Source organism: Microbulbifer maximicatervae (SeqCode) (assembly GCF_052467385.1).
The window spans coordinates 1,238,597-1,262,500 of the sequence record NZ_CP174311.1 but is presented as its reverse complement, the minus strand read 5'-3'; the positions used below and the strand labels follow the sequence as shown (position 1 = coordinate 1,262,500).

Genomic DNA, 23,904 nt, shown 5'->3' with positions numbered 1-23,904 from the left:
CTGAGCGCGAAACGCGGCGACTTTATCGGCCACAGCTTCAATTCGCTCAATTGAGCCAACTGAAGTCCCGCCATACTTCTGCACGAACAAACTCATAACTTACTGTGTTTCCTTAGCTCCACAATAAGTACGCTTCCTGCCCAACTCGTGCAGGCGCGCACTTAATCACCAAACCTCTGCGAAATCAACTCAACTACGAATTCAGACCACGAATTTGACAAAACTTAACTAGTTTAAGGATTGCTCAATCCAATTTGGCACTTCTTTCAGCATATTAGGGAGCGCGGACACATCGGTTCCACCACCCTGGGCCATGTCTTTTCGACCGCCACCCTTGCCGCCCAGTTTCCCGGCAGCAAAGCGCATAAGGTCACCCGCAGAAAGACGATCTGTCAGGTCTTGGGTCACTGCGGCAACCAAAGCCACCTTTTCGTCTCCCGGAGCCGCCAGCAGCACCACGCCACTGCCCAGCTTATTCTTCATTTGATCCGCCAGATCTCTCAGTGATTTGGGGTCAGCTCCATCAATAGAGGTTGCCAGCAACTTAAAGCCCGCCAACTCAATGGCCTGAGCGGAAAGGTCTCCGCCAGCACCACTGGCCAACTTGGTTTTTAACTGGGCAATCTCTTTTTCCAGTTTTCGATTGTTAAGCAGCAACTGTTCAACTTTGTCAGCCAAGGAGTCCGGACGCGCCTTAAGCAGAGTCGCTACATGCTCCAGACGCTGCTGCGCCTGATCAAACAAAGACATTGCGTGAGCGCCAGTAACCGCTTCGATTCGGCGCTGGCCGGAAGCAATACCGCTTTCCCCAACAATGCGAATCAAACCAATATCACCGGTGCGCTTCACATGAGTACCGCCACACAACTCAACGGAAAAAGCCTTGTCATCGGTTTTGCCCATGGAAAGTACACGCACAGTATCGCCGTACTTTTCGCCAAACAGAGCCATAGCGCCCATCGCTTTTGCAGACTCAATATCGGTTTCGTGAGTTTCAACTGGGGTATTTGCGCGAATTTGACTATTAACCAGGGATTCAATCGCGTGCAGCTGCTTTGCCGTTACAGCTTCGGGGTGGGAGAAGTCAAAGCGCAGGCGCTCCGAGTCCACCAGGGAGCCCTTCTGGGTGACATGCTCGCCCAGCACTTTGCGCAAGGCGGCATGTAATAGATGGGTTGCAGAGTGATTCAGGGCGGTGGATTGACGAACATCTGCAGATACGACTGCCTCAAGGGTTTCGCCCACAGCGATGCCCCCCTTCAACACCTTACCAGTATGCAAATGGTGCGCGCTCTGCTTGGTGCAATCACGCACTTCAAAGCGGGCATCACCGGAACTCAAATAGCCACTATCACCTACTTGACCACCGGACTCTGCGTAGAAGGGGGTCCTATCCAGAACAATTGCACCCTCTTCACCGTCTTCCAGGCGCTCAACCTGCTCACCACCTTTGACGATGGCCAACACTTTGCCTGTTGCCTCGGTCGCGTTGTAACCGAGAAACTCTGTAGCCCCTTCCAGTTCGAGGACGTCGGTATAGTCCTGTTTAAATTTACCGGCAGCGCGAGCTCTCTGGCGCTGGGCTTCCATAGCAGCTTCATACCCATCCATATCCAGGGATAGATCGCGCTCACGGGCAATATCCTGGGTTAAGTCTGTCGGGAAGCCGTAAGTATCATGCAGAGTAAATACCAACTCACCGGGGATCTCACTGCTTTCGAGGGAAGCCAGGGCATCCTCTAGCAGCGCCATTCCCTTATCCAGAGTCTTCGCAAACTGCTCTTCCTCTTTGCGCAGCGCATTCTCAATCAGCTGCTGCTTTTCACGCAGCTCCGGGTATGCGTCACCCATCTGCTCGGCAAGCGCTTCTACCAGCTTGTAGAAGAAGATATCTTTGTGCCCAAGTTTGTGGCCATGGCGCACTGCGCGGCGAATAATGCGGCGAAGTACAAATCCACGGCCTTCGTTGGAAGGCATTACGCCATCGGCAATCAGGAATGAACAAGAGCGAATATGGTCGGCGATCACTCGCAGGGATTTCTCTTCCAGGTCGCTGCAGCCAACCACTTCTCCCGCCGCTTTCAGCAGCGCTTGGAACAAGTCAATTTCATAATTGGAGTGTACTCCCTGCATTACGGCGGCAATACGCTCCAGCCCCATGCCGGTATCCACTGAGGGCTTGGGCAGTGGGTGCAGTTCACCATCAGCGGTGCGCTCATACTGCATAAATACCAGGTTCCAGATCTCGATATAGCGATCGAGGTCGTCATTATCGGAACCGGGAGGGCCGCCGGGCACATCGGCACCGTGATCGTAGAAAATCTCAGAACTTGGACCGCAGGGACCAGTGTCACCCATCTGCCAGAAGTTATCCTCGTCGAGACGGGAGAAGCGCTCGGCACTCACTCCCATTTCCTTCAGCCAAATATCAGCGGCTTCATCATCGCTGATATGTACGGTTACCCAGAGACGCTCTTCCGGCAAGTTCAATACTTTGGTCAGGAACTCCCAGGCAAAGCGAATCGCTTCGCGCTTGAAGTAGTCGCCGAAGCTAAAGTTACCGAGCATTTCAAAAAACGTGTGGTGCCGTGCGGTGTAACCGACATTTTCAAGGTCGTTATGCTTGCCTCCTGCACGTACACAGCGCTGTGAACTGGTGGCGCGATTGTAGGAACGCTTTTCCTGCCCCAGGAAGGTGTCCTTAAACTGCACCATGCCGGCATTGGTGAATAACAGCGTCGGGTCATTGCCCGGAACCAGGGAGCTGGAGGGCACAATGGCATGGCCCTGCTCAGCAAAATAATTCAGAAAGGCGTCGCGAATCTGTGCGCTTTTCATCCGGCGTAATTCCACTTCGTTAGTTGAGTTTTATTTGATTGGCGTCAGTGACACGGTGTCACTTCTGTTCCACTACTGTGCCAGCCCCTGTTCGGGCATTCTTTTTTGGGCAAGCAGGTGAACATGCAGGTGAAAAACGGTTTGACCTGCGCTTCGACCGTTATTAACTACCAGTCGATAGCCCTCGAGCCCCAGCTTGCGCCCCAATTCTGCCGCCAGCCACATAAGGTGGCCGAGCAGGGATTTATCCTCAGCCTGAGCCGCGGATAAATTCACTAGGGGTTTGCGTGGGATAATGAGGAGATGGGTCGGCGCTTGTGGCGCGCGATCCTCAATAACGACACACTGGTCGTCCTCGTAGATCATCTCAGCAGGGATATCTCCCGAGATAATTTGACTGAAAACGCTGGGTTCACCCATTGGTTTACTTTTCCAGCTTTTCCTCGGCTGTCAGCTGCCGCGCTTCAGATTCCAGCATTACCGGTATACCGTCTCGCACCGGATAGGCTAGACCACTGGCCTTGCAAACCAGCTCCTGTGTGTCCTCCCGGTATTCAAGCGGCGCTTTACTCACCGGACATACCAACAGGCTCAGCAACTTTTTATCCATGTTCCACCCCACTATTTTCCCTCGGTAATACTTCCGATGGGCAAAAATGACCGCGTATCATACAATGCTTCATACGCTTTTACACGGTATTCGCCATAGCTTCTGCTGCGCCACCTGTTAGCTTTGCGCTTTTTTACCCTTATATGACAGAAGCAGTCTCTACTGAAACAGAATTGAGATGGCTAAGTAGCAGCTCCCGGGCTAAACGTCCCTCCTCTATTTCATTAAATACCTCGTGGTAAGACCTTGAGAAACAGTGCAATTGCTTGTTTTTTGACCCCACCTGTCCAAACCACTTGCGACTGAGTTCCACATCGACAATATGGTCTGATTCCGGCAATAACAGAAGGCAAGGCATGGATATCCCGTCTAACCGGCCAGATAAAAACTCCCGCTCCTGCAAAAAAGTCTTAAACCAGCGCAGAGAGATACTGTGATGTACAAGTTCATCACTGACATACCGCTTGACCACATCCGGACTACGAGATATCCACTGACTATTTATCTGACTGGAAAGAGCCAACCCCGGAAGCCAGCGAGCCAAAAATAGCGCGAGCCATAACAGAAGGCCTTTTGGCTCACTTTTGCCGCGAAAGCCCGGTGCAGAAAGATTTAAACTGTCGACAGACTTATATCGAATAGCACAGCCACAGGCGATAACAGCTCCCATACTGTGGCCAAGAAGATGCATCCCAAGCCCGGGGTTTCCACTTTTTACCAAGGAGATAAATTCATTTAGATCCTCACTATAAAGTGCAAAATCCTCAATATCCCCGCGCTTCCCATCCGACAATCCATGGCCATAATGATCTAGGGCATAGACACTGTACCCTGCTCGGTTGAGGTCCTCCGCCAGCTCACTGTAACGCCCACTGTGCTCTCCCAACCCGTGGGATATAACTACTACACCCACAGCTTCTTCTATCCACCAGCGCCGGTAATACAGCGTCACTCCCCTGGTGACAAACTCCATTGCAATCTCCTTATTGATTATTATTTTGCTAGCTATTTGCTATTCCAGGGTTTCGCGGTACCTGCCCAGCATGGCCAAATGATTCATGCGGGACCGTTTAAGTAGCGCTTCCTGGGCTGCTTCAACATTCTCCGGGCGCCCTTGCCAAGCAGCGAGTGCTGGCTCTTGTAGTGCGCGCCCATAGGAAAAGCTCAACTGCCAGGGGCCACCACCCTGCTGATTCATTGCATTGAGATTGGCCGTGGCCTCTCCTGGCCCCTGCCCCCCGGAAAGGAAGTTAATTCCCGGCACTGCTGCGGGGACCGTTCGCCGCAAGCTGCGCAGGGTGTATTCGGCCACCTGCTCAGGATCAGCCGTTTCCGCCTCCGCACCTGGGGTTACCATACTGGGCTTGAGCAACATCAGCTCCAGTATTACCCCGTGCTGGTGGAGGGCGTGGAACACAGAGTGCCAAACCCGCTCATTTACCGCCGCACTGCGCTCTATATCGTGCTCACCGTCCATCAGAACCTCTGGCTCGACAATAGGAACCACCCCTTCGGCCTGGCATACCGCTGCATAGCGGGCCAACATCTCAGCATTTGCGGTAAGCCCCAGGCGCGTGGGGTTGTGATGGCCAATAGGATAGACTTCGCGCCACTTGGCGAAGCGAGCTCCTTGCTTTTTATATTGCTGCAAGCGCTCAGACAACCCGTCCAACCCGTAGGTGATCATATCCCCAGGCGCTCCAGGCAGAGGGCCCTTGCCCTTATCCACCTTAATGCCCGGCACTATCCCCTGTGACGCTGCCACTTCCGGCAAGGGCTGACCCTCGGCATCTTTTTGCCCCAGAGTTTCCTCGAACAAAATAACGCCGCTGACACATTCACCTAACCCCTTACAGGACAGCAGCGCAGCACGGTAGTCGCGCCGGTTTTTCTCAGTGGAATCCACTCCAATCATGGCAAAGCGCTTGGCAATAGTGCCGCCACTCTCATCGGCAGCCAGGATACCTCTTTGACCATCGACCAAAGTTGCTACAGTTTCCTCCAGCATATCGATATGTGACATCTCCACCCCTCCCTTAGGTTATTACGCTAAGAGGATAGGCGGTCCAGCCTAAAAAGCTTTACAGGCTTTTACCGCCCTCCGCCAACCAGCCAACAACTGCTCCCTCTCCGCCTGAGTCATTGCCGGCATAAAGTCCCGTTCAATTTCCTGCAAACACTCCGGTAATTCCTTTGGTCGCCAGGTTCCACTTCCAATACCAGCCAGCAACGCAGCACCAATAGCTGTGGACTCAATCTGCCGGGGCCGTTCAACACGCAAAGAGGAAACATCCGCCTGGAATTGCATCAGGAAATTATTCGCGCAAGCACCCCCATCCACACGCATATGGGTAATCGGCAAGCCCAGGGCCTGCTCCATCAAACGGGCCAGCTCATCACTCTGGTAAGCTATAGATTCCAAAGTGGCACGCACCACCTCAGCTCGACCAGCCCCCCGACTCAAGCCGCAAATAGTCCCCCGTGCCGATGGGTCCCAGTGCGGCGCACCCAGTCCACTAAATGCAGGCACAAGATAAACGCCGCGGGTATGAGGAATACTCTGGGCGATAATTTCGGTATCCACCGCCTGCTGGATCATTCCCATCTCATCCCGCAGCCACTGTATAGCGGAGCCCGCTGTGAAAACTGAACCCTCTACGGCATAGGCCGGATTACCCTGGGCATTACAGGCCACTGTAGCCAGCAACCCCTGGGGTAGCTCCGGGCGATCCTCGCCGGCAAAAGCCAGCATAAAGCAGCCAGTTCCGTAGGTATTTTTTATACTACCGGGCTCGGTACAACCCTGGCCAAACAGTGCTGCCTGCTGATCCCCGGCAACACCACAAATCGGAGCCGATGTGCCGAGAAAAGCGTGGGGGTCTGTATCGGTAAAGTGGCCAGCCGACGGTAGAATTCTGGGAAGAATGGATTCAGGGCACTGGAAAAAATCCAGCAGCTCACTATCCCAGGCTTTATCTTTTATGTTGTACAGGAGGGTACGACTGGCATTGGTGTGATCGGTGAGATGGGCTTTGCCACCGCTCATTTTCCAGATCAACCAGCTATCTACGGTGCCGAAACACAGGTCGCCATTTTGAGCTCGGGTTAGTAAATCCGGGTTGCGGCGGAACAGCCAAGTCAACTTACTTGCGGAAAAGTAAGCATCCAGCAATAGGCCACTGCGCTCTCGCAACCAATCAGACCTGCCGAGTTCCCCCAACTCCCGGCATACCTCTGCCGAGCGCCGGCACTGCCACACAATCGCAGGAAAAACCGGCTCGCCGGTATACCTATCCCAGACGATCGTGGTCTCACGCTGGTTGGTAATTCCCACCGCGGTGATATCCGATGCGCGAACACCTGCGCGCTGGAGTGCTGCGGCACAGACCCGGAGAGTTACCGACCAAATCTCTTCCGCATCCTGCTCAACCCAGCCAGGCTGGGGATAACGATTGGGAATTTCCGAGTAACTGCGACCAATCAGGTGGCCTTTACTATCGAAGATAAAGGCCGTGGTACCGGTGGTGCCCTGGTCAATAGACAGGATCATAGGGTTCTCGCACTTATTCTTTTAGTCTCTTTCTGTACCTGAAAATACGGCCGAAATCTATCGACCAGTCATTCAGGCAGTAGTCAGAGTATAAGCCCGATTAATTGCCGTCCAGCGCCCAGCTAATCGCATCCGTGGGGAAGCCCCGGTAAGCCAGGTATCGCTGGCGCCGCGCTCGCTCCTTCATCCACTGATCCCGTGGAAGCTCTGCGCTCATAGGGGCCCGGTATTTTCTCTGAAGCATTTCCGCAGCTAACTCAAACCAATCCACTTCCAACTGATCCAGCGTCTGGGCAATTAGTTCACCGCGCACGCCGCGCTGCTGTAGCTCCTGGCGAATACGCATCGGCCCCTGACCGCGCTGGACACGGGAGCGGGCAAAAACTTCGGCAAAGCGTTGATCGGATTGATAGTTGAGTTCGTGTAGGCGCTCAAATAGCGTGTCGAAATCGGCGCTGGGGAATTTTGCCGCGAGCTTTTGCCTCAATTCATGGCGGGAGTGCTCGCGGCGGGTCAACAGCTCAAGCGCCGCGCTGAAAAGCGCTTGAGCTGGATCAACGGAAAAATCCGCTTTTGAGTACGGCATTTACTCTTCCGGTAATTCCGCAGCCTCTTCAGGGGTCGCAGGCACTAAATCACCGAGCAGCTGCGCACGCAACTGGCCTTCAATCTCGTTGCGAATATCGGGGTTATCGCGCAGGAACTTGGTAGCGTTCGCCTTGCCCTGGCCAATTTTGTCACCCTTGTAGCTGTACCAGGCTCCGGCTTTATCCACCAGCCCCATCTTCACGCCGTAATCGACGACCTCACCAATCATGTTAATGCCTTCGCCATACATGATCTGGAACTCGGTCTGCTTAAACGGAGGAGCGACCTTGTTCTTAACCACCTTCACTCGGGTTTCGTTACCCACCACCTCATCGCCATCTTTAACGGAACCGATACGACGGATATCCAAACGCACAGAAGAGTAGAACTTGAGTGCATTACCACCAGTAGTGGTTTCAGGGCTGCCGAACATAACACCGATCTTCATGCGAATCTGGTTAATGAAGATCGCCAGGGTGTTGGTGTTCTTGATATTACCAGTGAGCTTACGCAGAGCCTGGGACATCAAACGAGCCTGCAAGCCCACGTGGGAATCACCCATCTCACCTTCGATCTCAGCGCGCGGGGTCAGGGCCGCAACGGAGTCTACTACCAGCACATCAACGGCACCGGAGCGCACTAGCATATCGGCAACTTCCAGCGCCTGCTCACCGGTATCCGGCTGGGATACGATCAGCTCATCGACGTTGACACCCAGTTTTTCAGCGTAGATAGGGTCGAGGGCGTGCTCTGCATCCACGAAAGCACAAGTGCCACCCTTGCGCTGGGCCTCGGCAATCACCTGCAAGGTGAGGGTGGTCTTACCGGAAGATTCTGGTCCATAGATTTCAACGATACGGCCACGCGGCAAGCCGCCTATACCCAGGGCCACATCCAAGCCGAGGGAGCCGGTGGAGATCGCAGGAATACGCTCGCGCTCCTTGTCTCCCATACGCATCACAGTGCCTTTACCGAACTGACGTTCAATCTGAGATAGCGCCGCCTTTAATGCCTTGTCTTTATTGGAATCCATGACCATTCCCGTATTTCTGAGCTGAATTGAGTGGTGGCAAGCTTAACGAAGGATTACTGTATAGGCAACCAGTAATTCCATATACTGAGTACCAGCTTCAGACTGAGTGAGCCTCACTTCAAAAAGAAGTCTGAAGCCGGGGCAAACGAACAAAGATTGACCCAGCGGACAAGTTCAAACCGGGTGCTCACGAACAATCCTTAACATTCCCTTCATCGCCTCAACGACCGTCTGCGATTGCACCTCTGCCCGATTGCCACTAAACAGAAAACACTTCGCATCAATCTGCACTGGCTCTTGCCCCTCCGCATGGGCCCAGGCAATCCAAACCGTACCTACCGGCTTCTCGGCAGTGCCACCATCAGGCCCCGCGATACCACTGACCGCAACGGCGAGATTGGCATCCATCATCGCCAGAACCCCACAAGCCATCTGCCGGGCGACCGGCTCACTCACTGCCCCAAACTGCTTGAGATCATTGCTGTCGACACCCAGAACACCGTTCTTGATACGATTCGCATAGCTCACGATCGATCCATCAAACCAATTCGAAGCACCCGCTATAGAGGTTATAGCCGCCGCAATCGCACCACCGGTGCAAGATTCTGCCGCCGTCACACGCCAATCTCTCTTTTCCAGCTCCCCGCCCAACTCTCTGGCAAGCTCAGTTATCTCTCTGTATTCCACCGTTTCTTCCTATTCAACCGCTCCTGGGCCACAACCAAATATTACAGCACAGAAGTGGGCTCTTATTCTGGGTGCCGACCTGCAGCAAGCTTACAAATTCCATTTTAAGTAAGCTGCCCCATACCGAATATACAACCGCCCCTCAGTGGTGAAGCCACAACCCCTTTAAAAACTCAATCCACACCGGCGCCGACACCAAAAGATAAATCTCACGCTGTCGAAGCGCTCGCAAGCGGCGGCAGCACTCTAGAAAATAAAACTACCTATGGGAGCCGGGTTGCCAATTCTAATTTCCGCCGCCGGCCCACCTTCAAATTAGAATTTAAATTTTAAAAGGGGCCTTAATTCAGCAAATAATTTCAAGCGGGCAATCCAATAAGCAACAGCCAATTTAAAAATAAAAACGTAAACAATGTAAAAACACATTAATACGCACTGGCTGATTCTAATTTTGAAGCAGAAAAATTTTGTATATGCGATAAGTTGGACCAGTCTCACGATAAAGGGCCCGGGCTTTGCCTATGCAACAATCGGCTTTTTGTTAGTCTGTTACTGCTGTACTGAATATATAAATATCACAATAAAAAAGCAGATAAATCCCCAAGCCCAACAAGCATTGATCATCGTGGCAGATCACCGCCAATATAAAAACACAATGAAGTTGGCACCCCCATAGATAATTAAAGAAAGACAAAATCATGAATTTAAAAAAATCAGCGATCGCGGCTGCTATTGTAGGCGCCTGTGTGTCCTCACTTGCCAATTCAAAAACTTTGGTCTGGGAAGATAATTTCGACGGCGACAGTATTGATAAGTCCGTTTGGACTTACGATGTGGGCAACTCAGGCTGGGGTAACAATGAGCTGCAAACCTACACCGATGATAGCGCCAATGCCTATATCGAAGATGGCAACCTTATTATTCAAGCACTGCAAAACGACGACGGCAGTTTTACTTCCGCCCGCCTGAAATCCCTGGGTCGTGTGACTTATAAATACGGCACCATTGAAGCCCGCATTAAATTACCTGACCTGGATGCCGGATTGTGGCCCGCCTTCTGGCAGCTGGGTGGCGACTACGGCCAAGTGGGCTGGCCCGCTTGCGGCGAACTGGATATTCTCGAGGCGGGCATGGCCGACGCGCTCAGTGCCGGCACGGTCAACTCAGAAGTTTCCGGCGCTTTCCATTGGTGGCATGAATCCGATGACTACACAGGCCAGGCGGACTACGGTCAATCGAAAAACCTTATTGATGACTTCGGCTCCAGCACTGACCTCACCGAGGACTACCATATTTTCGGTATGACCTGGACACCGGACAGCATCGTCATGTGGGTCGACGACGAAGCCAATGAAATTATTAGCATCGGCAGTGAAGACCCCGCATTTGACGAGTTCCGTCAACACCACTTCCTGATCCTGAACTTAGCGGTAGGTGGCGTCTTCCCAGAGATTTACGCTAACAGTGAAATCACCGCACCGATGCCCGCCAAAATGTATGTGGACTATGTTCGCATCTACGATAACGACGACAGCAGCTACAGCACAGAAATCTCCCTGGCAGAAGACACCGCCAAAACAGGTGATATCGGCGTATTTTCCGAGGGCAGTAACCTCTCCGAATCCCTGGAGCTCGGCACCGATACCGAGCTGTATGTCTGGAACCAGAACAGCATGTCAGCTACTGTCAGCGCCGAAGCTGCCGAGGGTGATGAAGCCCTCGAGTTTGATATTACCGCTGGTGAATGGTTCGGTATGGGTTTCTGGATGCATTATGACCTAAACCTAATGAACTACGAAAACGGTCATCTCAATTTCAAAATGAAAACCACCAGCAGCCAAACTATCGGCATTGGTATTTCCAGTACTGGTGGCGGAGATGCCTGGGTAGACCTGGTGGATGGTGATGGTACCTACGGCCTGGAGCGCGATGGCGAATGGCATCAGGTCAGTATCCCCCTGAGTAAATTGGGAGTGGACTTCAACACTATCAGTCAGGCATTTATGATTCGAGGTGATGCCGCCTCTGAAGATTTTGTCCTATCCATTGACGATATCTACTTTAGCGAAAGTGTGGAAAAAACAGCCCCAACCGGTGTCTTTTCTCTCTACACCGAAACTACAGAGGCCAATTCAACTTTCACACTGGGAACTGATGGCAACCTGTATATTTGGGGCGATACCCTGCTAGAGGCCACTCAAACCCCATTCGAAGGTGAAGAATCCCTCTCCTATTACTCCTCCGGGGCTGGCTGGTTTGGAATGGCATTTACTGCCGACAGCTACTACGATCTATCCGCCTTCGATAATGATACTGCAACGCTGAATTTCGCCCTGAAAACCAGCTCAGAAACCACCTTTAAGATTGGCATGAAGAGCGGTAGCGTCAGCGATATTGGCCAGCAGTGGATTGAATTTGCCAGCGGCTCCGATCCTTATGAATTCGCGCGGGATGGCGAGTGGCACCAGATATCAATCCCCGTTACTGATTTCAGTAGCGAGGTAGATATGTCAAATGTTATTCAGTTATTTGAACTACTGGGCGTCGATGGAGATATCAGCGATATTGAAATTGACGATATCTATTTCTCCGGCGGAAGCTCAGACAGCGATAGTAATGACAACTGTCGCCCACACTCCCATAAGTGCCACCCTCATCATAAAAGGCACAAGCATCGCCATGGAAACTGCACCCCACCTGCACGATGCGCACAGGGACCCCGTAGACATTAAAAATACAAGGGCGCCGCTAAATAGCAGCGCCCTTTTCTTTTTTACGCCACCCAATTTTTTCACCAGCATCAAAACCCGCCCTGTCTGCCGTCAGATATTATCTTTTAAAGATATGATCCTGTGTGAGGGAAAGCGCAACAACAATAAATCCAGATTAAATTTGCTTGCACTTTTGCCCAACACAGAAAGACCAAAAACAGAATTCCCGCACAAAACACTTGCAAACAAAAACACAAAAAGGAATTTATTTTCTTGTAAAAAAATTACAAAAAAATAATTTTTCAAGTGTATGCGATAAGCAGGACTACAACTGCGATAAGGGGTCCAGATTCGCTTTCCTGTGGAACAATCGTTTTGCTAGGCTTTGCCCGTGACCAGCGCCTGTTTTTCGCGTGAATTTTAGGCAATTACAATTTAAGTAATCTGCATTCATTAAATCCACAAGTAACATTTGACTGAGTCACACCATTCCTATCAGGCATTTTATTCTTATAAATAATTAACAACGAAAGAAAATTATGATTATTAAAAAATCAGCGATAGCCGCAGCTATTGTCGGCACCTTTGTGTCCTCAATAGCCAATGCAAAAACTTTGGTCTGGGAAGATAATTTTGACGGAGACACTATCGACACCTCCGTCTGGACCTACGATGTTGGCAACTCCGGCTGGGGTAACAACGAGTTACAAAATTATACCGATGACAGCGACAACGCTTATGTCGAAGACGGCAACCTGATTATTCAGGCCGTACAGGAAAGTGACGGCAGTTTTACTTCTGCTCGCCTAAAGTCTCTCGGGCGTCTGTCCTACAAATACGGAACCATTGAAGCTCGAATTAAATTGCCGGATTTGGATGCGGGACTATGGCCAGCATTCTGGCAACTGGGCAGCGACTACGGTCAAGCCGGTTGGCCTGCCTGTGGCGAACTGGATATTCTCGAAGCGGGTATGGCCGAAGCGCTAGAAGCCGGCGTCGTAAATTCTGAAATTTCCGGAGCCTTCCACTGGTGGCACGAGTCCGACGACTACACCGGGCAAGCAGATTATGGTGTATCGCAAAACCTGGTTGAGGACTTCGGTTCCAGCTCCGACCTCACTGAGGATTACCATATCTTCGGCATGACCTGGACGCCCGATAGCATCGTTATGTGGGTGGACGACGAATCCAACCAAATCGCAGCTTTGACGGATACCAGTGATTCCGCATTCGATGAATTTCGCCAGCATAACTTTTTAATTCTCAACCTGGCAGTAGGTGGCATCTTCCCGCAGATCTATGACAACAGCGAGATCACTGCCCCAATGCCCGCAAAGATGTATGTTGACTACGTACGTATCTACGACAACGATGACAGCAGCTACAGCACCGAGCTCTCCCTGGCTGCCGATACCGCCAAAAGCGGCCACCTGGGCGTGTTCGGGGACAGCAGCGATATTTCCGAATCCCTGACGTTTGGCACTGATATCGAGCTCTACGTCTGGAACAATATGGAAAGCCAATCCAGCGTCGACGAGAGTGATGCCCTGGAGTTCCAAATCGATACCGGCGAATGGTATGGCATGGGTGTATGGATGCACTACGACCTGAATTTGATGAACTATCAAAATGGTCACCTGAACTTCCGCATGAAAACCACTAGCGAAGAGACTATCGGCATCGGTATCAACAGTACCAGCGGTGGTGAGTCGTGGGTGGACCTGAGCGTAGAAGGCGATACTTTTGGCCTGGAACGGAATGGGCAATGGCACGAGGTGAGTATCCCCCTGAGCAAATTTGGGGTGGACTACAACACCATTAGCCAGGCATTTATGGTACGCGGCGATGGACCGTCAGAAGCCTTTACCCTTTCCATTGACGATATTTACTTTAGTGAGAGCGTCGAAAAAACCACGCCAAGCGGCACCTTCTCCCTATACAGTGAAAACACCGAGGCCGACTCCAGTTTCGAACTGGGCACTGATGGCAATCTGTATATCTGGGGCGAAACCCTGATCGAAACTTCTCCTTCCCCTTACGAAGGATCTGAGTCCCTGTCCTACACCTCCGCAGGTGCTGGCTGGTTTGGCATGGCTTTCACTGCTGACTATTACTACGATATGTCAGCCTTCGACAACGATACCGCCACGCTCAATTTTGCTTTGAAAAGCAGCTCCACCACGACCTTTAAGATCGGCATGAAGAGCGGCAGCATTGACGATGTAGAACAAAAGTGGATTGACTTTGCCAATGGCGCCGATCCCTACGGTTTCGCACGGGATGGCCAGTGGCACCAGATCTCTATCCCCGTAAGCGACTTCAGTGATGAAGTAGACATGTCTAACGTGGTTCAACTATTCGAGCTTCTAGGCGTGGATGGAGAAATCAGCGATATCGAGATCGACAATATCTACTTCTCTGGCGGTACTGGCGGCAACGATGACTCCGGTGACGATTCCGATAGTGGAGGCGACGAGGACGACGGCGAAGGCTCTGGCGATAGCGGTGAAGCTGGCAGCCAGGACCTGATTGCACAGGCTACCGTCACCGCCAGCAACGAAATCCAGCCCATCGCAAATGCAGTTGATGATAACAGCAGCACCCGCTGGGAAAGCGCCCATGGCGGTGACTCAGTATGGGTACTACTGGACCTGGGTGAGGCAGAAGCTCTGAACACCCTGACAATCGACTGGGAAACAGCCAACGCTGCGACCTATGCGGTCCAAGGCAGTAACGACACTATTTCCTGGACCACACTGGCCAACTTTAGTGGTGGTAGCGCCGGAGAGAGAACCGATGAGCACTCTCTAAGTGGAAGCTATCGATATGTGCGCCTGTACTTCACTGAGCGCAGCACAAGCTATGGCTACTCCATCTGGGAACTGGGCTTAACTGGTGGCGACAGCCAAGCTTCAAGTATCTCTGCAACCTCTGAACTGCAAAGTGCTGAACTGGCAATCGACGGAGACAGTAGCACCCGCTGGGAGAGTGCCCACGGTGTGGACAATGTCAGCCTGACTTATGACTTGGGCTCTGTACAGTCCATTGGCACCCTCAATATCGACTGGGAAACTGCCAATGCGGCTGCCTACACTCTGCTCGGCAGTACCGATGGCAGCAACTGGACAACTGTTGAGTCATTTTCCGGAATGGGAACCGGTGAACGCACCGACGCAATCACCGTAGAGGGAAACTACCGTTACCTGAAGATTGACTGCACCGAACGCAATACCGTGTACGGCTACTCCATTTGGGAAATTAACACTTATTAATTACAGCTGGTAGTAGCAACTTGGGCAGTACTTCTACAGTGCTGCTCTACCTATAAACTGTCCCCGAAGGAACTAAAATTCCAAAGCTAGAGGTGCTACACACCTTTGCACAGTAATTCTTTCTAATTCAAATCCAACCTGAAAATAATAATCTTCCCAAGGCTAGCGGTAGACCATCGCAAGAATCGAGCGCCCCTGCTTTACGTAACTACGGAATAAATCCCCAACAGGACCACTTAACTCATTCACTTCAACCCTCTCAAACCCCAAAGAGGAGTAAAAAGGCTCCAGGTGGTCGTAGGGAAATGTATAGGTGTCACTATCAAAACGTTCAGCAAGGAACGTCAGCAGCTGTCTTGCAACACCCTGCCCTTGATAATCTGGTGCAACAGCAACTCCGGCCAGGAGCTTAAAGGTCTCATAGCGCCGCAAATAACCGCAGGCAATCACCTCCCCCCGTTCGCCGCGCACTATCCCACAATCCTCATGGCGTTTGGCTTTGCCACGAAATCCATACATGCGATAAAATTTGTTCGCTAGCGGAATCTCTATATCTGCCAGCCACTGAACACTATTAGAAGGCTGCGTTTTCGCCATAAACCTGCCCCTGTACCCCTGAAGTAGAAAAATGCCCAGAGAGACCTGTAGCACCTGCCTGCGCCCGCCCAATGTCTGCTACTGCAGTGCGTTGGTGAGCCTGGCTAATACCATAAAAGTGGTGATCATACAGCACCCACAAGAAGAGAAGCACCCGTTCAATACCGGGCGTATGGCGCACCTGTGTTTAAATAACAGTGAAATGCTTATTTTTGAAACCCTTCCTAATCAACAGCTGGACAGGCTACTCGATACACCCAGCGCTTTACTCTATCCGTCACTATCATGGCTACCCCAAACACCCCAATTAGCTGAAGAGAATAATACCCCTAGCCACCAGAATCAGCTGGAAACGATTGAACAGCTAATTGTTATTGATGCGACTTGGAAAAAATCTAAAAAGATTCTCCACCTGAACCCCAAGCTACAACAGCTTCCAAGAGTCAATCTCAGTGGGGACTTGAAATCCAACTACACTATTCGGAAAACCACCGTTGCGGATGGTCTGTCAACCATTGAAAGTATTGCCTTGGCTATGGCTCAACTTGAAGATAAAAATGAGTATTCCAAGCTTCTGCAACCATTTGAAAAGATGATTAGCCTGCAACAGCAGAGCTACTCAGTAGAGCCAGCTTAGGGCATTTGGTTATCATAGTCAGTGAGACCTCAAGCAGAAAACCTAAACAATCACACCATCAGGAAATATCAAATTAGAAATTCCCTGATAAGTCAGCACACACATAAAAATTGATAAGGCATACCGAATAATCGATCGATATCGTTCTTCATCAATCCTCGATTGAAGCTTAAATCCGATAACAAGTCCAAAATATGCAAACACGGTAATTGCAGATAACGACATCAACTCCAATTCATCAAAACCCAAGTAAACTGACAGCACCGCAAGCTGTATCAGCTTGCCAATCAAGAAACAAATATTGGAAATAAGGATTACTTCCTTTGATGACTTGGCAACTTCTAATAAGTAAATCATCAGTAGAGGCGCAATCGCATTAGTTGCGCCACCAATCACCCCGGCCAAGCCGCCCATAATGACAGGAAAAAGTACTGGCCGGCTGGAGAATTTGGATAGATAAACCCTTAAACGATTGGAAAACAGGTAGATCAAGATTGATACCGCCAGTAACAACTTGAGAATATCCGGATTTGCCCAGGTTAACAGCCATGTTCCGGTAAGGCTTCCAAGAGACACCAGTAATATTACTAAACTATATTTAGAAAAATTAATCCTATAATCTCGGCACTTATAAAGACTGGATATAATTACCAAAAGCGACGGCAGGATGGTTAACACCACTGCCGTTTTCAAATCATAAGCAAGTGCCAGAATAGGCGTCGCAAGCATTGGGAAACCAAACCCCAATGCTCCGTGAGCCATACCTGCTACCAGAATAAGCAACAACCCAACTATAACTATCTCTATGACCACCCGTTAAGCAACCCTCGATATAGCAGGCATATTAAAACGTATTCGTTTAAGGTGCCTTTTCCTATCCTTTATTCCAGTTCTTGCGTGAAGGTATCGTCGATTATCCAACAACAATATCTGATTATTATTCAACCTAACCTTAAACATATTATGTGGCAACGATATTTTTAGCTCCAGCTCACGTAAAGCATCAAGCTCATCTGAAGAGCAATACTCACGCTCGATAATATCATACCTGTATCTGAAACCATGGCTCTCATCAATTAAGGATGCCTCTATAAACTCAGACGACTTGCGAAACTCTTCAGGAACACGCAGTTTAAACTTACTACTTGAAAGCACCTGGAAAGTTTTATCGGAGAGGCTCTCGATTATCCTGTCGGCACAGACAAGAATATTTTCTCCGCCTCCATGCATATCAGCGTGCACAACGAAGAGACCAAAGTAGCCAGGCATCTCCGATTCAAAAGCACCGTCATTGTGCAAGAAGAATTCTCTATCACTATGAGATATAGCCAATGCCTCATCACCTGTCTCACCACCAATCCTCACATCCCAAACCGTTCGCCCCATAGAATCATGCTCATGTACCAACCCAATGGTATTGACAATATCCTCCATCACTTCAGCAGAATCATCAGAAAATTTGAGATGGATAAGCGCAATCCCCTTTTTAAACAGGGCGATCTTATAACTTTCATACTCTATGTCCGAACAGGACCCAAGTTCAAAGCAGCAGTAACTTGGGACTCTAAGTGGCATGGCATGCGATGAAAAATAGAGTGACGACATTTTCAGCTCCCTTGATGAACAATTCCTTTACGATTTCCACAATATGAACTTCTACCCACAAGATAAAAGGAGCAATCTTTATGCCAAATATCACACATGTACCAAACTCATACGTCTCCAACTTTAGTCCATGATGGCGTTTAAAGCTCTTTTACATCGAAAAAGTAAGTGTCCCCGTGGAAACTCTCTGAATCGTCTATCACAAAGTAACCCAGGCCACCCTAATTAGCCCCCTGTTTTCACAAAACAGCAACAATCGCCGGTTCAGGCCAAGATAACCTACCTCCAAGCAGATAAAATTTATCGTAGTACGGTAAAACACAGCGAAATAGCTCTCTAGTCATGACCATTTAATAAAACCACAACAAATCCCCCTTAAAAAAGAAAAGAAAGCGTCGCAAGATAAGAGCCAGTATCGGAGACAAGCATGCCCTATTAATTCCCCAATCAGGTGGAATAATAAAAAGTCAGGCGCTCACAACAAAATATATAAAACGGACTAAGGTCCCACCTATAAGGACCAATTCTGCTTTCGAGCCAAGCCGAGGGGAAAAGTATGGAAGATTTAAAGACACGGGAGCCATTTAAATGCCGTTACCAAACAGCTCCCAAGGAAATATCTAAACAAACCCTCCCCGATGGCAGCCATATAAAGTTGAGCGCCACAACTAAAGTACTCGTCAATTATTCAGAGACACGCAGACGCATACGTCTATTAAATGGGGCGGCCCAAATAGGCATTTGTAAAGAGGTAACCTGGCCATTTATAGTAGAATCACGACAAGCATTGATCCGTACACATAAAGCCACCTTCAATATTGACCAGCGATATGGAGTAACAGAAGTCACTGTTCTAGAAGGGAATATCACCGTCAGCCCAATAAAACAAAATAAAAATCGCGCCGAAATAAAGAAAGGGGAGATGCTCAAAGTAACTGAGCACAACACCGGTGCAATCAAAGATTTTGAGGTTTCCAGCTATAAGGATTGGGGAAGTGGATTTACAAAGGCTGATAACATCAGATTAACAGAACTTCTAATATCGCTAAATCGCTTTACAAATACACCACTTGTGACGAGAGACCAGAACACTAGTAGACTACTTGTTAGTGGAGTTTATGACCTGAATCATATAGAAGATACCGTGCTCTGTCTGAGCAAATCTTATAACCTGAAAATCACAAAAGAAGAGTCTCACACAGTGCTAGAGCTGCTTCCAGAATAATAACCTAGCTTGTTAAATACCAACAAAAGTGGTCTTGTGTACCTAACAATAAAGATAAAACAGTACTTTTCTGTAATTCTACCAGCAAATACGGTCAATCTTAGGGGCTCAGTATTACTAAAAATACGTAATTTGCTAGCCTAGTACCCTCAGCTGGCAAGGGGTACCAGGAATTCTCTTTCTGGTCCAGAGACTCCGAACCTTGCCAGCTTTTTTTATCACTTTCACTCAAGGTAAGTGACAGTAGAGCCAAAGAAAAGGCTGTAAATCCTACTCAACCGTGTCCTTATCTTCTTGCCTCAAATAACCAGCCGCATTTTCATCTTGAGCTAATTGTCCCTGTTCTGTCATTGGCAGAGCGCGACTTTGCCGATTAATAGCATGAATATTCGAAGTGTTTTCTAGGTCTCTGCTGCTTGTAATGGAGGCAATAGACTCTCTATCTTTCAAGAAACTAATTACGTCATCCCTGATTTCAGATAAATCGCGTTCAGACTTATGCATTTCAAGTATATGCCTTGGATACTCCAAGTTTCTCATGCCAGATGCGGCAAATGTACTTGAGACAACCCTGGTTACTATCACCCAAGGCGTAATCGAACTTCTGACTAGTACATTTTCAGAACGAGTACTGTCATGTATTCCAGTGCCCGTTGAGATCTTAGATTCAGTGAATGTCCCTTCGCATTTAAAATACACCAATAGTGATTCAAACTGCATCTCAGCAAAGAAGATATGTGCCGTATTGACCAACAAGCGAGCAAATGTATTAAGAATAAATCCTATCAATAGCAGGTGAATTAGCGTCATACAGAGCGCGCCGCCTGCTGAAATATACTGTTCTAGCAGAGCTAAGCGGCCAGCTTCCTCGTCTAAGGCTCCAAACTCCTGTTTAATGGCTGTAAGAGATTCCGGCTGAAAGAAGTGAATAACATCAATCAAAGAATATGCAAGCCAAATAGCTAGCGCAGTAACAACGATATAAAGCGCATTACCTGCGAAAAGACTAATATCGCGAATCAGCTTGAATTTATCACCCAAATCAACAGGACGAACGGTAGGTTGTACTTCCTGGATCATTTCCCCATTGAATGAACCTTTACCATCCACTTGCTCTTCAAGTTTTGGATCAAGCTCTCTGTAAATACGATTGGGCACTTCCTTATAACGACGATTTGCCATCACAAGGTTATCCAAGTTTATAAAGATTTCCTTCGGGTGAACCGATTCCTGCCAGTTATCCCTTAATTCAGAAACCTCAGTGACTGGGTTTGCTATTTCGCTTCTAAAGCGCAGCATATAGACAACAGCAAAACTACAAGCAGCGCCTACAAATATAACCCCAAGAATATACAAGAACGGGCTAAAGCTCGGTAAAGCTTCAGTCAATACGCCGGACACACTGATTATTTCATCTAGGGAAGTAGTACCTTCCCCCTTAAAAGCCTCAACGCCTAAACTTAACCCCAATCCTAGCAACAGAGGCACCACAATCGAGAATAATATCGTTTTTGCAATACTTCCCCCCGTAAGGCTCGCTACACTTTTCTGGGCTTCCCGTGAAATACCTTTACTCGCAGAGTGCCATACAATCAATGTATAAAGTAAAGCGATGGCAGAGTACATCGGGAATAGCTTTTCTCCCATATCACCAGCAAAACCATTAAGACAAATAAAAGCGACAATGACATAAGAAAGCAAGACAGTTAATGTACTTACCCATGCGCCAAACTGTGCCTGAGCCATATTTCGAATGGGGTATGGCATATAAAGCAATTTAGGGAAGATACTGTGTAATACCCGAGCCAAGAAGCCCTTAGGCTCTAGAAAGGTTGGATTCTTACGGCCAACTAACATCTCTTCTAAGCCGGAAGCGGTATAAGCCACTTCATTCTTCTCTTCTGATGCCGTACTCGTTTCAGATTTAGAATGGTTAAAAGCTAATGATACGGGATGATTTCGACCAACAAAGAAGCGCAATAAGGCCAAAATGCCGCCTGATAGAGCCCTGATACCGCCGACCAGCAGGATTGCCCCCACCACGACAAGCACCCAACCACTTACCGGGTCCGACTTCACCTGGCCAGCAGCGATAAACAGCAAGATTAGGGCTACAAGAAACTGAACTCCCCCCCTAATTGCGGTAACCCGGCCTTCTTTCTTAAAAGGGTTCTTCAGGCCCAAATCAATCGAGCCGTAATCAAACGCCATAGAGTATCCCCTTAGTACTGGTACTTATGCCTAAAGCCTTAATCTGCTAAAAGAAGATGTACTTCTCAACTCAATGCAGCTTAAAGCTTTCCTGACTATTTTTCACTCACTTTCTATAAAGATACTTACTATGCACTAGTAAGCTAATTGCAGCCCTCTATGTGTTGCATGTATTTCTGTATAACTGGGTATTCTTGAAGGCTTGGATAAGGAGTTATAGGCTGCTCGCATATGGCCTGTACAACGCCTAGCCGATAAGCTATCTATACCTGTTCCCAGGCCAGGACATAGAATCGAGTTAATTCTCTCCGAGGAGTTTGATCGGTTAAATAGCTGCAAAGAGTTTAAGATTGCTCGAAAAACGTAATATGCATTTAGCGTATTGGAAGCCTCTTCCGGCACTCGCATAGTTGGAGCTGATATTAAATATGGCTAATTCTCATGGGAGGTAGGTACTACGACTGCTGATCCTACCGGAAGCTCTCCATGAAAGTCGTATTTGATCCGTTCTTGCACCCGATCCTCTACTTGAAAACCGAGCCTATCCCTAATTGGCAGATCTAACCCTCCATCCACAATTCCGAAGCTATTGGCAGGGCTAACCATTACATCAGTTGACCTGGAAAATAAATCACCCTCAATAAAATCTACACTTTCAACATCTTCAAATACTTCACTCCAAGCTTCCACAAGCTCCTTGGATTTATCAATTAAGCAGATTTAATCTGGCAGCATAGGCAGAACCTAATATTAAATAACACTCATATCATATTTAGAAAACATCATACACGAGCCTACTATAATGTACCCGACTAAAGTCCCTCACTCATTGTTTCACGACATAATCTTACATACTTATCAGCTTTACAATGAATATATTTATCATCACTGTTTTTTAAAAGAGAAACCAAATCAATAGAAGTATATTTAAACCCAACTGGCCGGCCAATTTCATCGATTAATTTGTTACACAGTACGGCAATACAAGATAATCTAACCCAAAGAATTGGTGTATCTTTGAGACAAAACCCAGACATGACATCAACAAGGGGCGAAAGTTTATCCACAAAATCAATATTCACAAGCTCGTCAGAAAACTCTGAAAAAGACATACATCGCATTATTGATTGACCTTCGTGAACAACTAGAGCATTACCAATATTCGACAGTACATCAAAAAATATATGTTCTTTTTGTGTTTTCCAATTAGCCTTAGGATGATGGCAAATCACTTTTGAGCCAGACAGCATAACAAACAAAGACTTCTTAAATTCTAGTAACTTAATCGATGAATCATCTACAGCAAAATCAGCATACGCGACCTTGCTTTCTATAAGCTCTGAAAGACAGAGAAGTCTAGCCAAACGATATATGGTACTTTTACCATAATGCCCACCCAAATTAATACTATATGGATTTCTTGGCATCTCTGACACCCTGACTTTAAAGTCTCGAGCAGCCAACAAAAGCTGAAATTTTAATGGCCCAATAGCGTGATAAAGACGAGCCCTGGCCTCAAAATTATACTTAATATCTGCGTCATGCTGTTTTAAATATAGTTCAACATCTTTCCTAACCTGACCATCTTGCTCACCTTTAAATGCATCAAGTGATTTTTCAAGCTTAACCCTATGGACTTGCAAATCTTTTTTAAGCCGATGAGAAACAAGTAATTTTGTTAGCCAGACAGCAGTAAAAGAAGAAACCCCCAATGAAGAAACAAATGTAACTATGTCTACTTCCATGACTCAATATTTCCACACTTAATCTAACTAAAGATGCTACCGACGGTAGCATATATCTTATCTTTTATGCTGACCATCAGAGCTTATCATTCATTGTAATAATAAAAAATCAATAAATCCACAAAGGCCCTTCCAGGCATACCAAAATGCAAATTTTATCAATTGAAAATCTTTAAACTCTAAGTAGTATAATTACTGATATACCGAGTGTATCAGGTATACCGTTGTACTCTCTTCGTGAATCATATAGGATAGAGGACCTTATCAAGGTAACGTTACCTCTTAACGAACGTTAAATACGTCCTTTTTATTAATAAACCTCAGCTATTTATCACTTCGAATATTCAATATGATCCATGCCATTGAATTACACATCAAATAGCCTCTTAAAATAAACTTGCCAGATACAATTTTGCTACGCGCTGACGCCTAGCTCTCGCGCCACAGAAGCCGTTGTTGCTCCAGGCTTTTCCGCTCTCTTAACTGCTTTTCTGCGGAACTCCTCCGTATACGCCTGAGTTCTTTTCTTACCCATGATACACCTCCGTGTTAGGCCTAAACCTAACTATACAGGGTGTCTACTAAACGTGGGTAA

General features: G+C 48.3%; 21 protein-coding genes (1 of these 21 running past the window's edge). 4 read left to right on the top strand and 17 right to left on the bottom strand.

Going from position 1 to position 23,904, the window contains the following annotated elements; genetic code table 11:
- From ACJJIR_RS05545 to ACJJIR_RS05500, 10 genes are all read right to left on the bottom strand, one after another.
- On the bottom strand, positions 1 to 96 hold the 5' portion of the coding sequence (locus ACJJIR_RS05545) for an aspartate kinase (RefSeq protein ID WP_413662880.1). Its footprint begins 1,137 nt before the window's first position; 96 of the gene's 1,233 nt are visible here — the first part of the coding sequence; the start codon lies at positions 94 to 96; the stop codon falls past the left edge of the window.
- A gap of 132 nt (positions 97 to 228) precedes the next feature.
- On the bottom strand, positions 229 to 2,838 hold the full coding sequence (gene alaS, locus ACJJIR_RS05540; protein ID WP_444907596.1) for an alanine--tRNA ligase: 2,610 nt from the start codon (positions 2,836 to 2,838) through the stop codon (positions 229 to 231).
- Positions 2,839 to 2,910: 72 nt separating this feature from the next.
- Positions 2,911 to 3,258, bottom strand: coding sequence for a histidine triad nucleotide-binding protein (locus tag ACJJIR_RS05535; RefSeq protein ID WP_413662882.1), 348 nt, complete (start codon positions 3,256 to 3,258; stop codon positions 2,911 to 2,913).
- 4 nt (positions 3,259 to 3,262) lie between these two features.
- Positions 3,263 to 3,448, bottom strand: a complete 186-nt coding sequence (locus tag ACJJIR_RS05530) for a Trm112 family protein (protein WP_108734085.1) — start codon at positions 3,446 to 3,448, stop codon at positions 3,263 to 3,265.
- Positions 3,449 to 3,587: 139 nt separating this feature from the next.
- Positions 3,588 to 4,421, bottom strand: a complete 834-nt coding sequence (locus ACJJIR_RS05525) for an alpha/beta hydrolase (protein ID WP_444907595.1) — start codon at positions 4,419 to 4,421, stop codon at positions 3,588 to 3,590.
- Positions 4,422 to 4,460: 39 nt separating this feature from the next.
- Positions 4,461 to 5,471: a class I fructose-bisphosphate aldolase gene (locus tag ACJJIR_RS05520; protein WP_444907594.1), complete on the bottom strand. Its 1,011-nt coding sequence runs from the start codon at positions 5,469 to 5,471 to the stop codon at positions 4,461 to 4,463.
- A 48-nt stretch (positions 5,472 to 5,519) separates the two neighbouring features.
- Positions 5,520 to 6,998 (bottom strand): glycerol kinase GlpK, encoded by a 1,479-nt coding sequence (gene glpK, locus ACJJIR_RS05515; protein WP_444907593.1) that lies wholly within the window; start codon positions 6,996 to 6,998, stop codon positions 5,520 to 5,522.
- A gap of 100 nt (positions 6,999 to 7,098) precedes the next feature.
- Entirely contained in the window at positions 7,099 to 7,584 is a 486-nt protein-coding gene (locus tag ACJJIR_RS05510; protein ID WP_444907592.1) for a regulatory protein RecX, read from the bottom strand.
- Positions 7,585 to 8,619 (bottom strand): recombinase RecA, encoded by a 1,035-nt coding sequence (gene recA, locus ACJJIR_RS05505; protein ID WP_282933754.1) that lies wholly within the window; start codon positions 8,617 to 8,619, stop codon positions 7,585 to 7,587.
- Between the two features lie 174 nt (positions 8,620 to 8,793).
- Positions 8,794 to 9,306 carry a CinA family protein gene (locus ACJJIR_RS05500; RefSeq protein ID WP_444907591.1) on the bottom strand — a complete coding sequence of 171 codons (513 nt, stop codon included), beginning with the start codon at positions 9,304 to 9,306 and terminating at the stop codon, positions 8,794 to 8,796.
- 698 nt (positions 9,307 to 10,004) lie between these two features.
- On the opposite strand from ACJJIR_RS05500, the gene ACJJIR_RS05495 reads away from it, so the two are divergent.
- Together ACJJIR_RS05495 and ACJJIR_RS05490 are read left to right on the top strand one after the other, a co-directional pair.
- Positions 10,005 to 12,038: a glycoside hydrolase family 16 protein gene (locus ACJJIR_RS05495; RefSeq protein ID WP_444907590.1), complete on the top strand. Its 2,034-nt coding sequence runs from the start codon at positions 10,005 to 10,007 to the stop codon at positions 12,036 to 12,038.
- Between the two features lie 518 nt (positions 12,039 to 12,556).
- Positions 12,557 to 15,289 carry a discoidin domain-containing protein gene (locus tag ACJJIR_RS05490; RefSeq protein ID WP_444907589.1) on the top strand — a complete coding sequence of 911 codons (2,733 nt, stop codon included), beginning with the start codon at positions 12,557 to 12,559 and terminating at the stop codon, positions 15,287 to 15,289.
- Positions 15,290 to 15,451: 162 nt separating this feature from the next.
- Here the strand turns inward: ACJJIR_RS05490 and ACJJIR_RS05485 are convergent, their stop codons facing one another.
- Positions 15,452 to 15,886: a GNAT family N-acetyltransferase gene (locus ACJJIR_RS05485; RefSeq protein WP_444907588.1), complete on the bottom strand. Its 435-nt coding sequence runs from the start codon at positions 15,884 to 15,886 to the stop codon at positions 15,452 to 15,454.
- A gap of 31 nt (positions 15,887 to 15,917) precedes the next feature.
- On the opposite strand from ACJJIR_RS05485, the gene ACJJIR_RS05480 reads away from it, so the two are divergent.
- On the top strand, positions 15,918 to 16,523 hold the full coding sequence (locus ACJJIR_RS05480) for a tRNA-uridine aminocarboxypropyltransferase (RefSeq protein WP_444907587.1): 606 nt from the start codon (positions 15,918 to 15,920) through the stop codon (positions 16,521 to 16,523).
- Positions 16,524 to 16,565: 42 nt separating this feature from the next.
- Here the strand turns inward: ACJJIR_RS05480 and ACJJIR_RS05475 are convergent, their stop codons facing one another.
- Complete coding sequence (locus ACJJIR_RS05475) at positions 16,566 to 17,285, bottom strand: sulfite exporter TauE/SafE family protein (protein WP_444907586.1); 720 nt, start codon at positions 17,283 to 17,285, stop codon at positions 16,566 to 16,568.
- Between the two features lie 54 nt (positions 17,286 to 17,339).
- Positions 17,340 to 18,128: a TauD/TfdA family dioxygenase gene (locus tag ACJJIR_RS05470; protein WP_282933761.1), complete on the bottom strand. Its 789-nt coding sequence runs from the start codon at positions 18,126 to 18,128 to the stop codon at positions 17,340 to 17,342.
- Between the two features lie 556 nt (positions 18,129 to 18,684).
- Here ACJJIR_RS05470 and ACJJIR_RS05465 point away from each other — a divergent pair.
- Entirely contained in the window at positions 18,685 to 19,353 is a 669-nt protein-coding gene (locus ACJJIR_RS05465; protein WP_444907585.1) for a FecR family protein, read from the top strand.
- Positions 19,354 to 19,623: 270 nt separating this feature from the next.
- On the opposite strand, the gene ACJJIR_RS05460 is transcribed toward ACJJIR_RS05465, so the two are convergent.
- The 4 genes from ACJJIR_RS05460 to ACJJIR_RS05445 form a co-directional block, all read right to left on the bottom strand.
- The gene (locus ACJJIR_RS05460; protein ID WP_444907584.1) at positions 19,624 to 21,564 is read right to left on the bottom strand and encodes a hypothetical protein; all 1,941 of its coding nucleotides are present in this window, start codon (positions 21,562 to 21,564) and stop codon (positions 19,624 to 19,626) included.
- Positions 21,565 to 21,996: 432 nt separating this feature from the next.
- Positions 21,997 to 22,254: a macro domain-containing protein gene (locus ACJJIR_RS05455; RefSeq protein ID WP_444907583.1), complete on the bottom strand. Its 258-nt coding sequence runs from the start codon at positions 22,252 to 22,254 to the stop codon at positions 21,997 to 21,999.
- Positions 22,255 to 22,376: 122 nt separating this feature from the next.
- Positions 22,377 to 23,309 (bottom strand): hypothetical protein, encoded by a 933-nt coding sequence (locus ACJJIR_RS05450; RefSeq protein WP_444907582.1) that lies wholly within the window; start codon positions 23,307 to 23,309, stop codon positions 22,377 to 22,379.
- A 415-nt stretch (positions 23,310 to 23,724) separates the two neighbouring features.
- Positions 23,725 to 23,844 carry a transposase gene (locus ACJJIR_RS05445; protein ID WP_444907581.1) on the bottom strand — a complete coding sequence of 40 codons (120 nt, stop codon included), beginning with the start codon at positions 23,842 to 23,844 and terminating at the stop codon, positions 23,725 to 23,727.
- Positions 23,845 to 23,904: the final 60 nt, after the last annotated feature.

Coding starts and splice junctions, on each gene's coding strand:
- ACJJIR_RS05530 (WP_108734085.1), bottom strand. CDS start 3,448: ATGGATAAAAAGTTGCTGAGCCTGTTGGTATGTCCGGTGAGTAAAGCG.
- ACJJIR_RS05475 (WP_444907586.1), bottom strand. CDS start 17,285: ATGGCTCACGGAGCATTGGGGTTTGGTTTCCCAATGCTTGCGACGCCT.
- ACJJIR_RS05470 (WP_282933761.1), bottom strand. CDS start 18,128: ATGTCGTCACTCTATTTTTCATCGCATGCCATGCCACTTAGAGTCCCA.
- ACJJIR_RS05510 (WP_444907592.1), bottom strand. CDS start 7,584: ATGCCGTACTCAAAAGCGGATTTTTCCGTTGATCCAGCTCAAGCGCTT.
- alaS (WP_444907596.1), bottom strand. CDS start 2,838: ATGAAAAGCGCACAGATTCGCGACGCCTTTCTGAATTATTTTGCTGAG.
- ACJJIR_RS05490 (WP_444907589.1), top strand. CDS start 12,557: ATGATTATTAAAAAATCAGCGATAGCCGCAGCTATTGTCGGCACCTTT.
- ACJJIR_RS05460 (WP_444907584.1), bottom strand. CDS start 21,564: ATGGCGTTTGATTACGGCTCGATTGATTTGGGCCTGAAGAACCCTTTT.
- ACJJIR_RS05485 (WP_444907588.1), bottom strand. CDS start 15,886: ATGGCGAAAACGCAGCCTTCTAATAGTGTTCAGTGGCTGGCAGATATA.
- ACJJIR_RS05495 (WP_444907590.1), top strand. CDS start 10,005: ATGAATTTAAAAAAATCAGCGATCGCGGCTGCTATTGTAGGCGCCTGT.
- recA (WP_282933754.1), bottom strand. CDS start 8,619: ATGGATTCCAATAAAGACAAGGCATTAAAGGCGGCGCTATCTCAGATT.
- ACJJIR_RS05520 (WP_444907594.1), bottom strand. CDS start 5,471: ATGTCACATATCGATATGCTGGAGGAAACTGTAGCAACTTTGGTCGAT.
- ACJJIR_RS05525 (WP_444907595.1), bottom strand. CDS start 4,421: ATGGAGTTTGTCACCAGGGGAGTGACGCTGTATTACCGGCGCTGGTGG.
- ACJJIR_RS05535 (WP_413662882.1), bottom strand. CDS start 3,258: ATGGGTGAACCCAGCGTTTTCAGTCAAATTATCTCGGGAGATATCCCT.
- ACJJIR_RS05450 (WP_444907582.1), bottom strand. CDS start 23,309: ATGGAAGTAGACATAGTTACATTTGTTTCTTCATTGGGGGTTTCTTCT.
- ACJJIR_RS05445 (WP_444907581.1), bottom strand. CDS start 23,844: ATGGGTAAGAAAAGAACTCAGGCGTATACGGAGGAGTTCCGCAGAAAA.
- ACJJIR_RS05465 (WP_444907585.1), top strand. CDS start 18,685: ATGGAAGATTTAAAGACACGGGAGCCATTTAAATGCCGTTACCAAACA.
- glpK (WP_444907593.1), bottom strand. CDS start 6,998: ATGATCCTGTCTATTGACCAGGGCACCACCGGTACCACGGCCTTTATC.
- ACJJIR_RS05480 (WP_444907587.1), top strand. CDS start 15,918: ATGCCCAGAGAGACCTGTAGCACCTGCCTGCGCCCGCCCAATGTCTGC.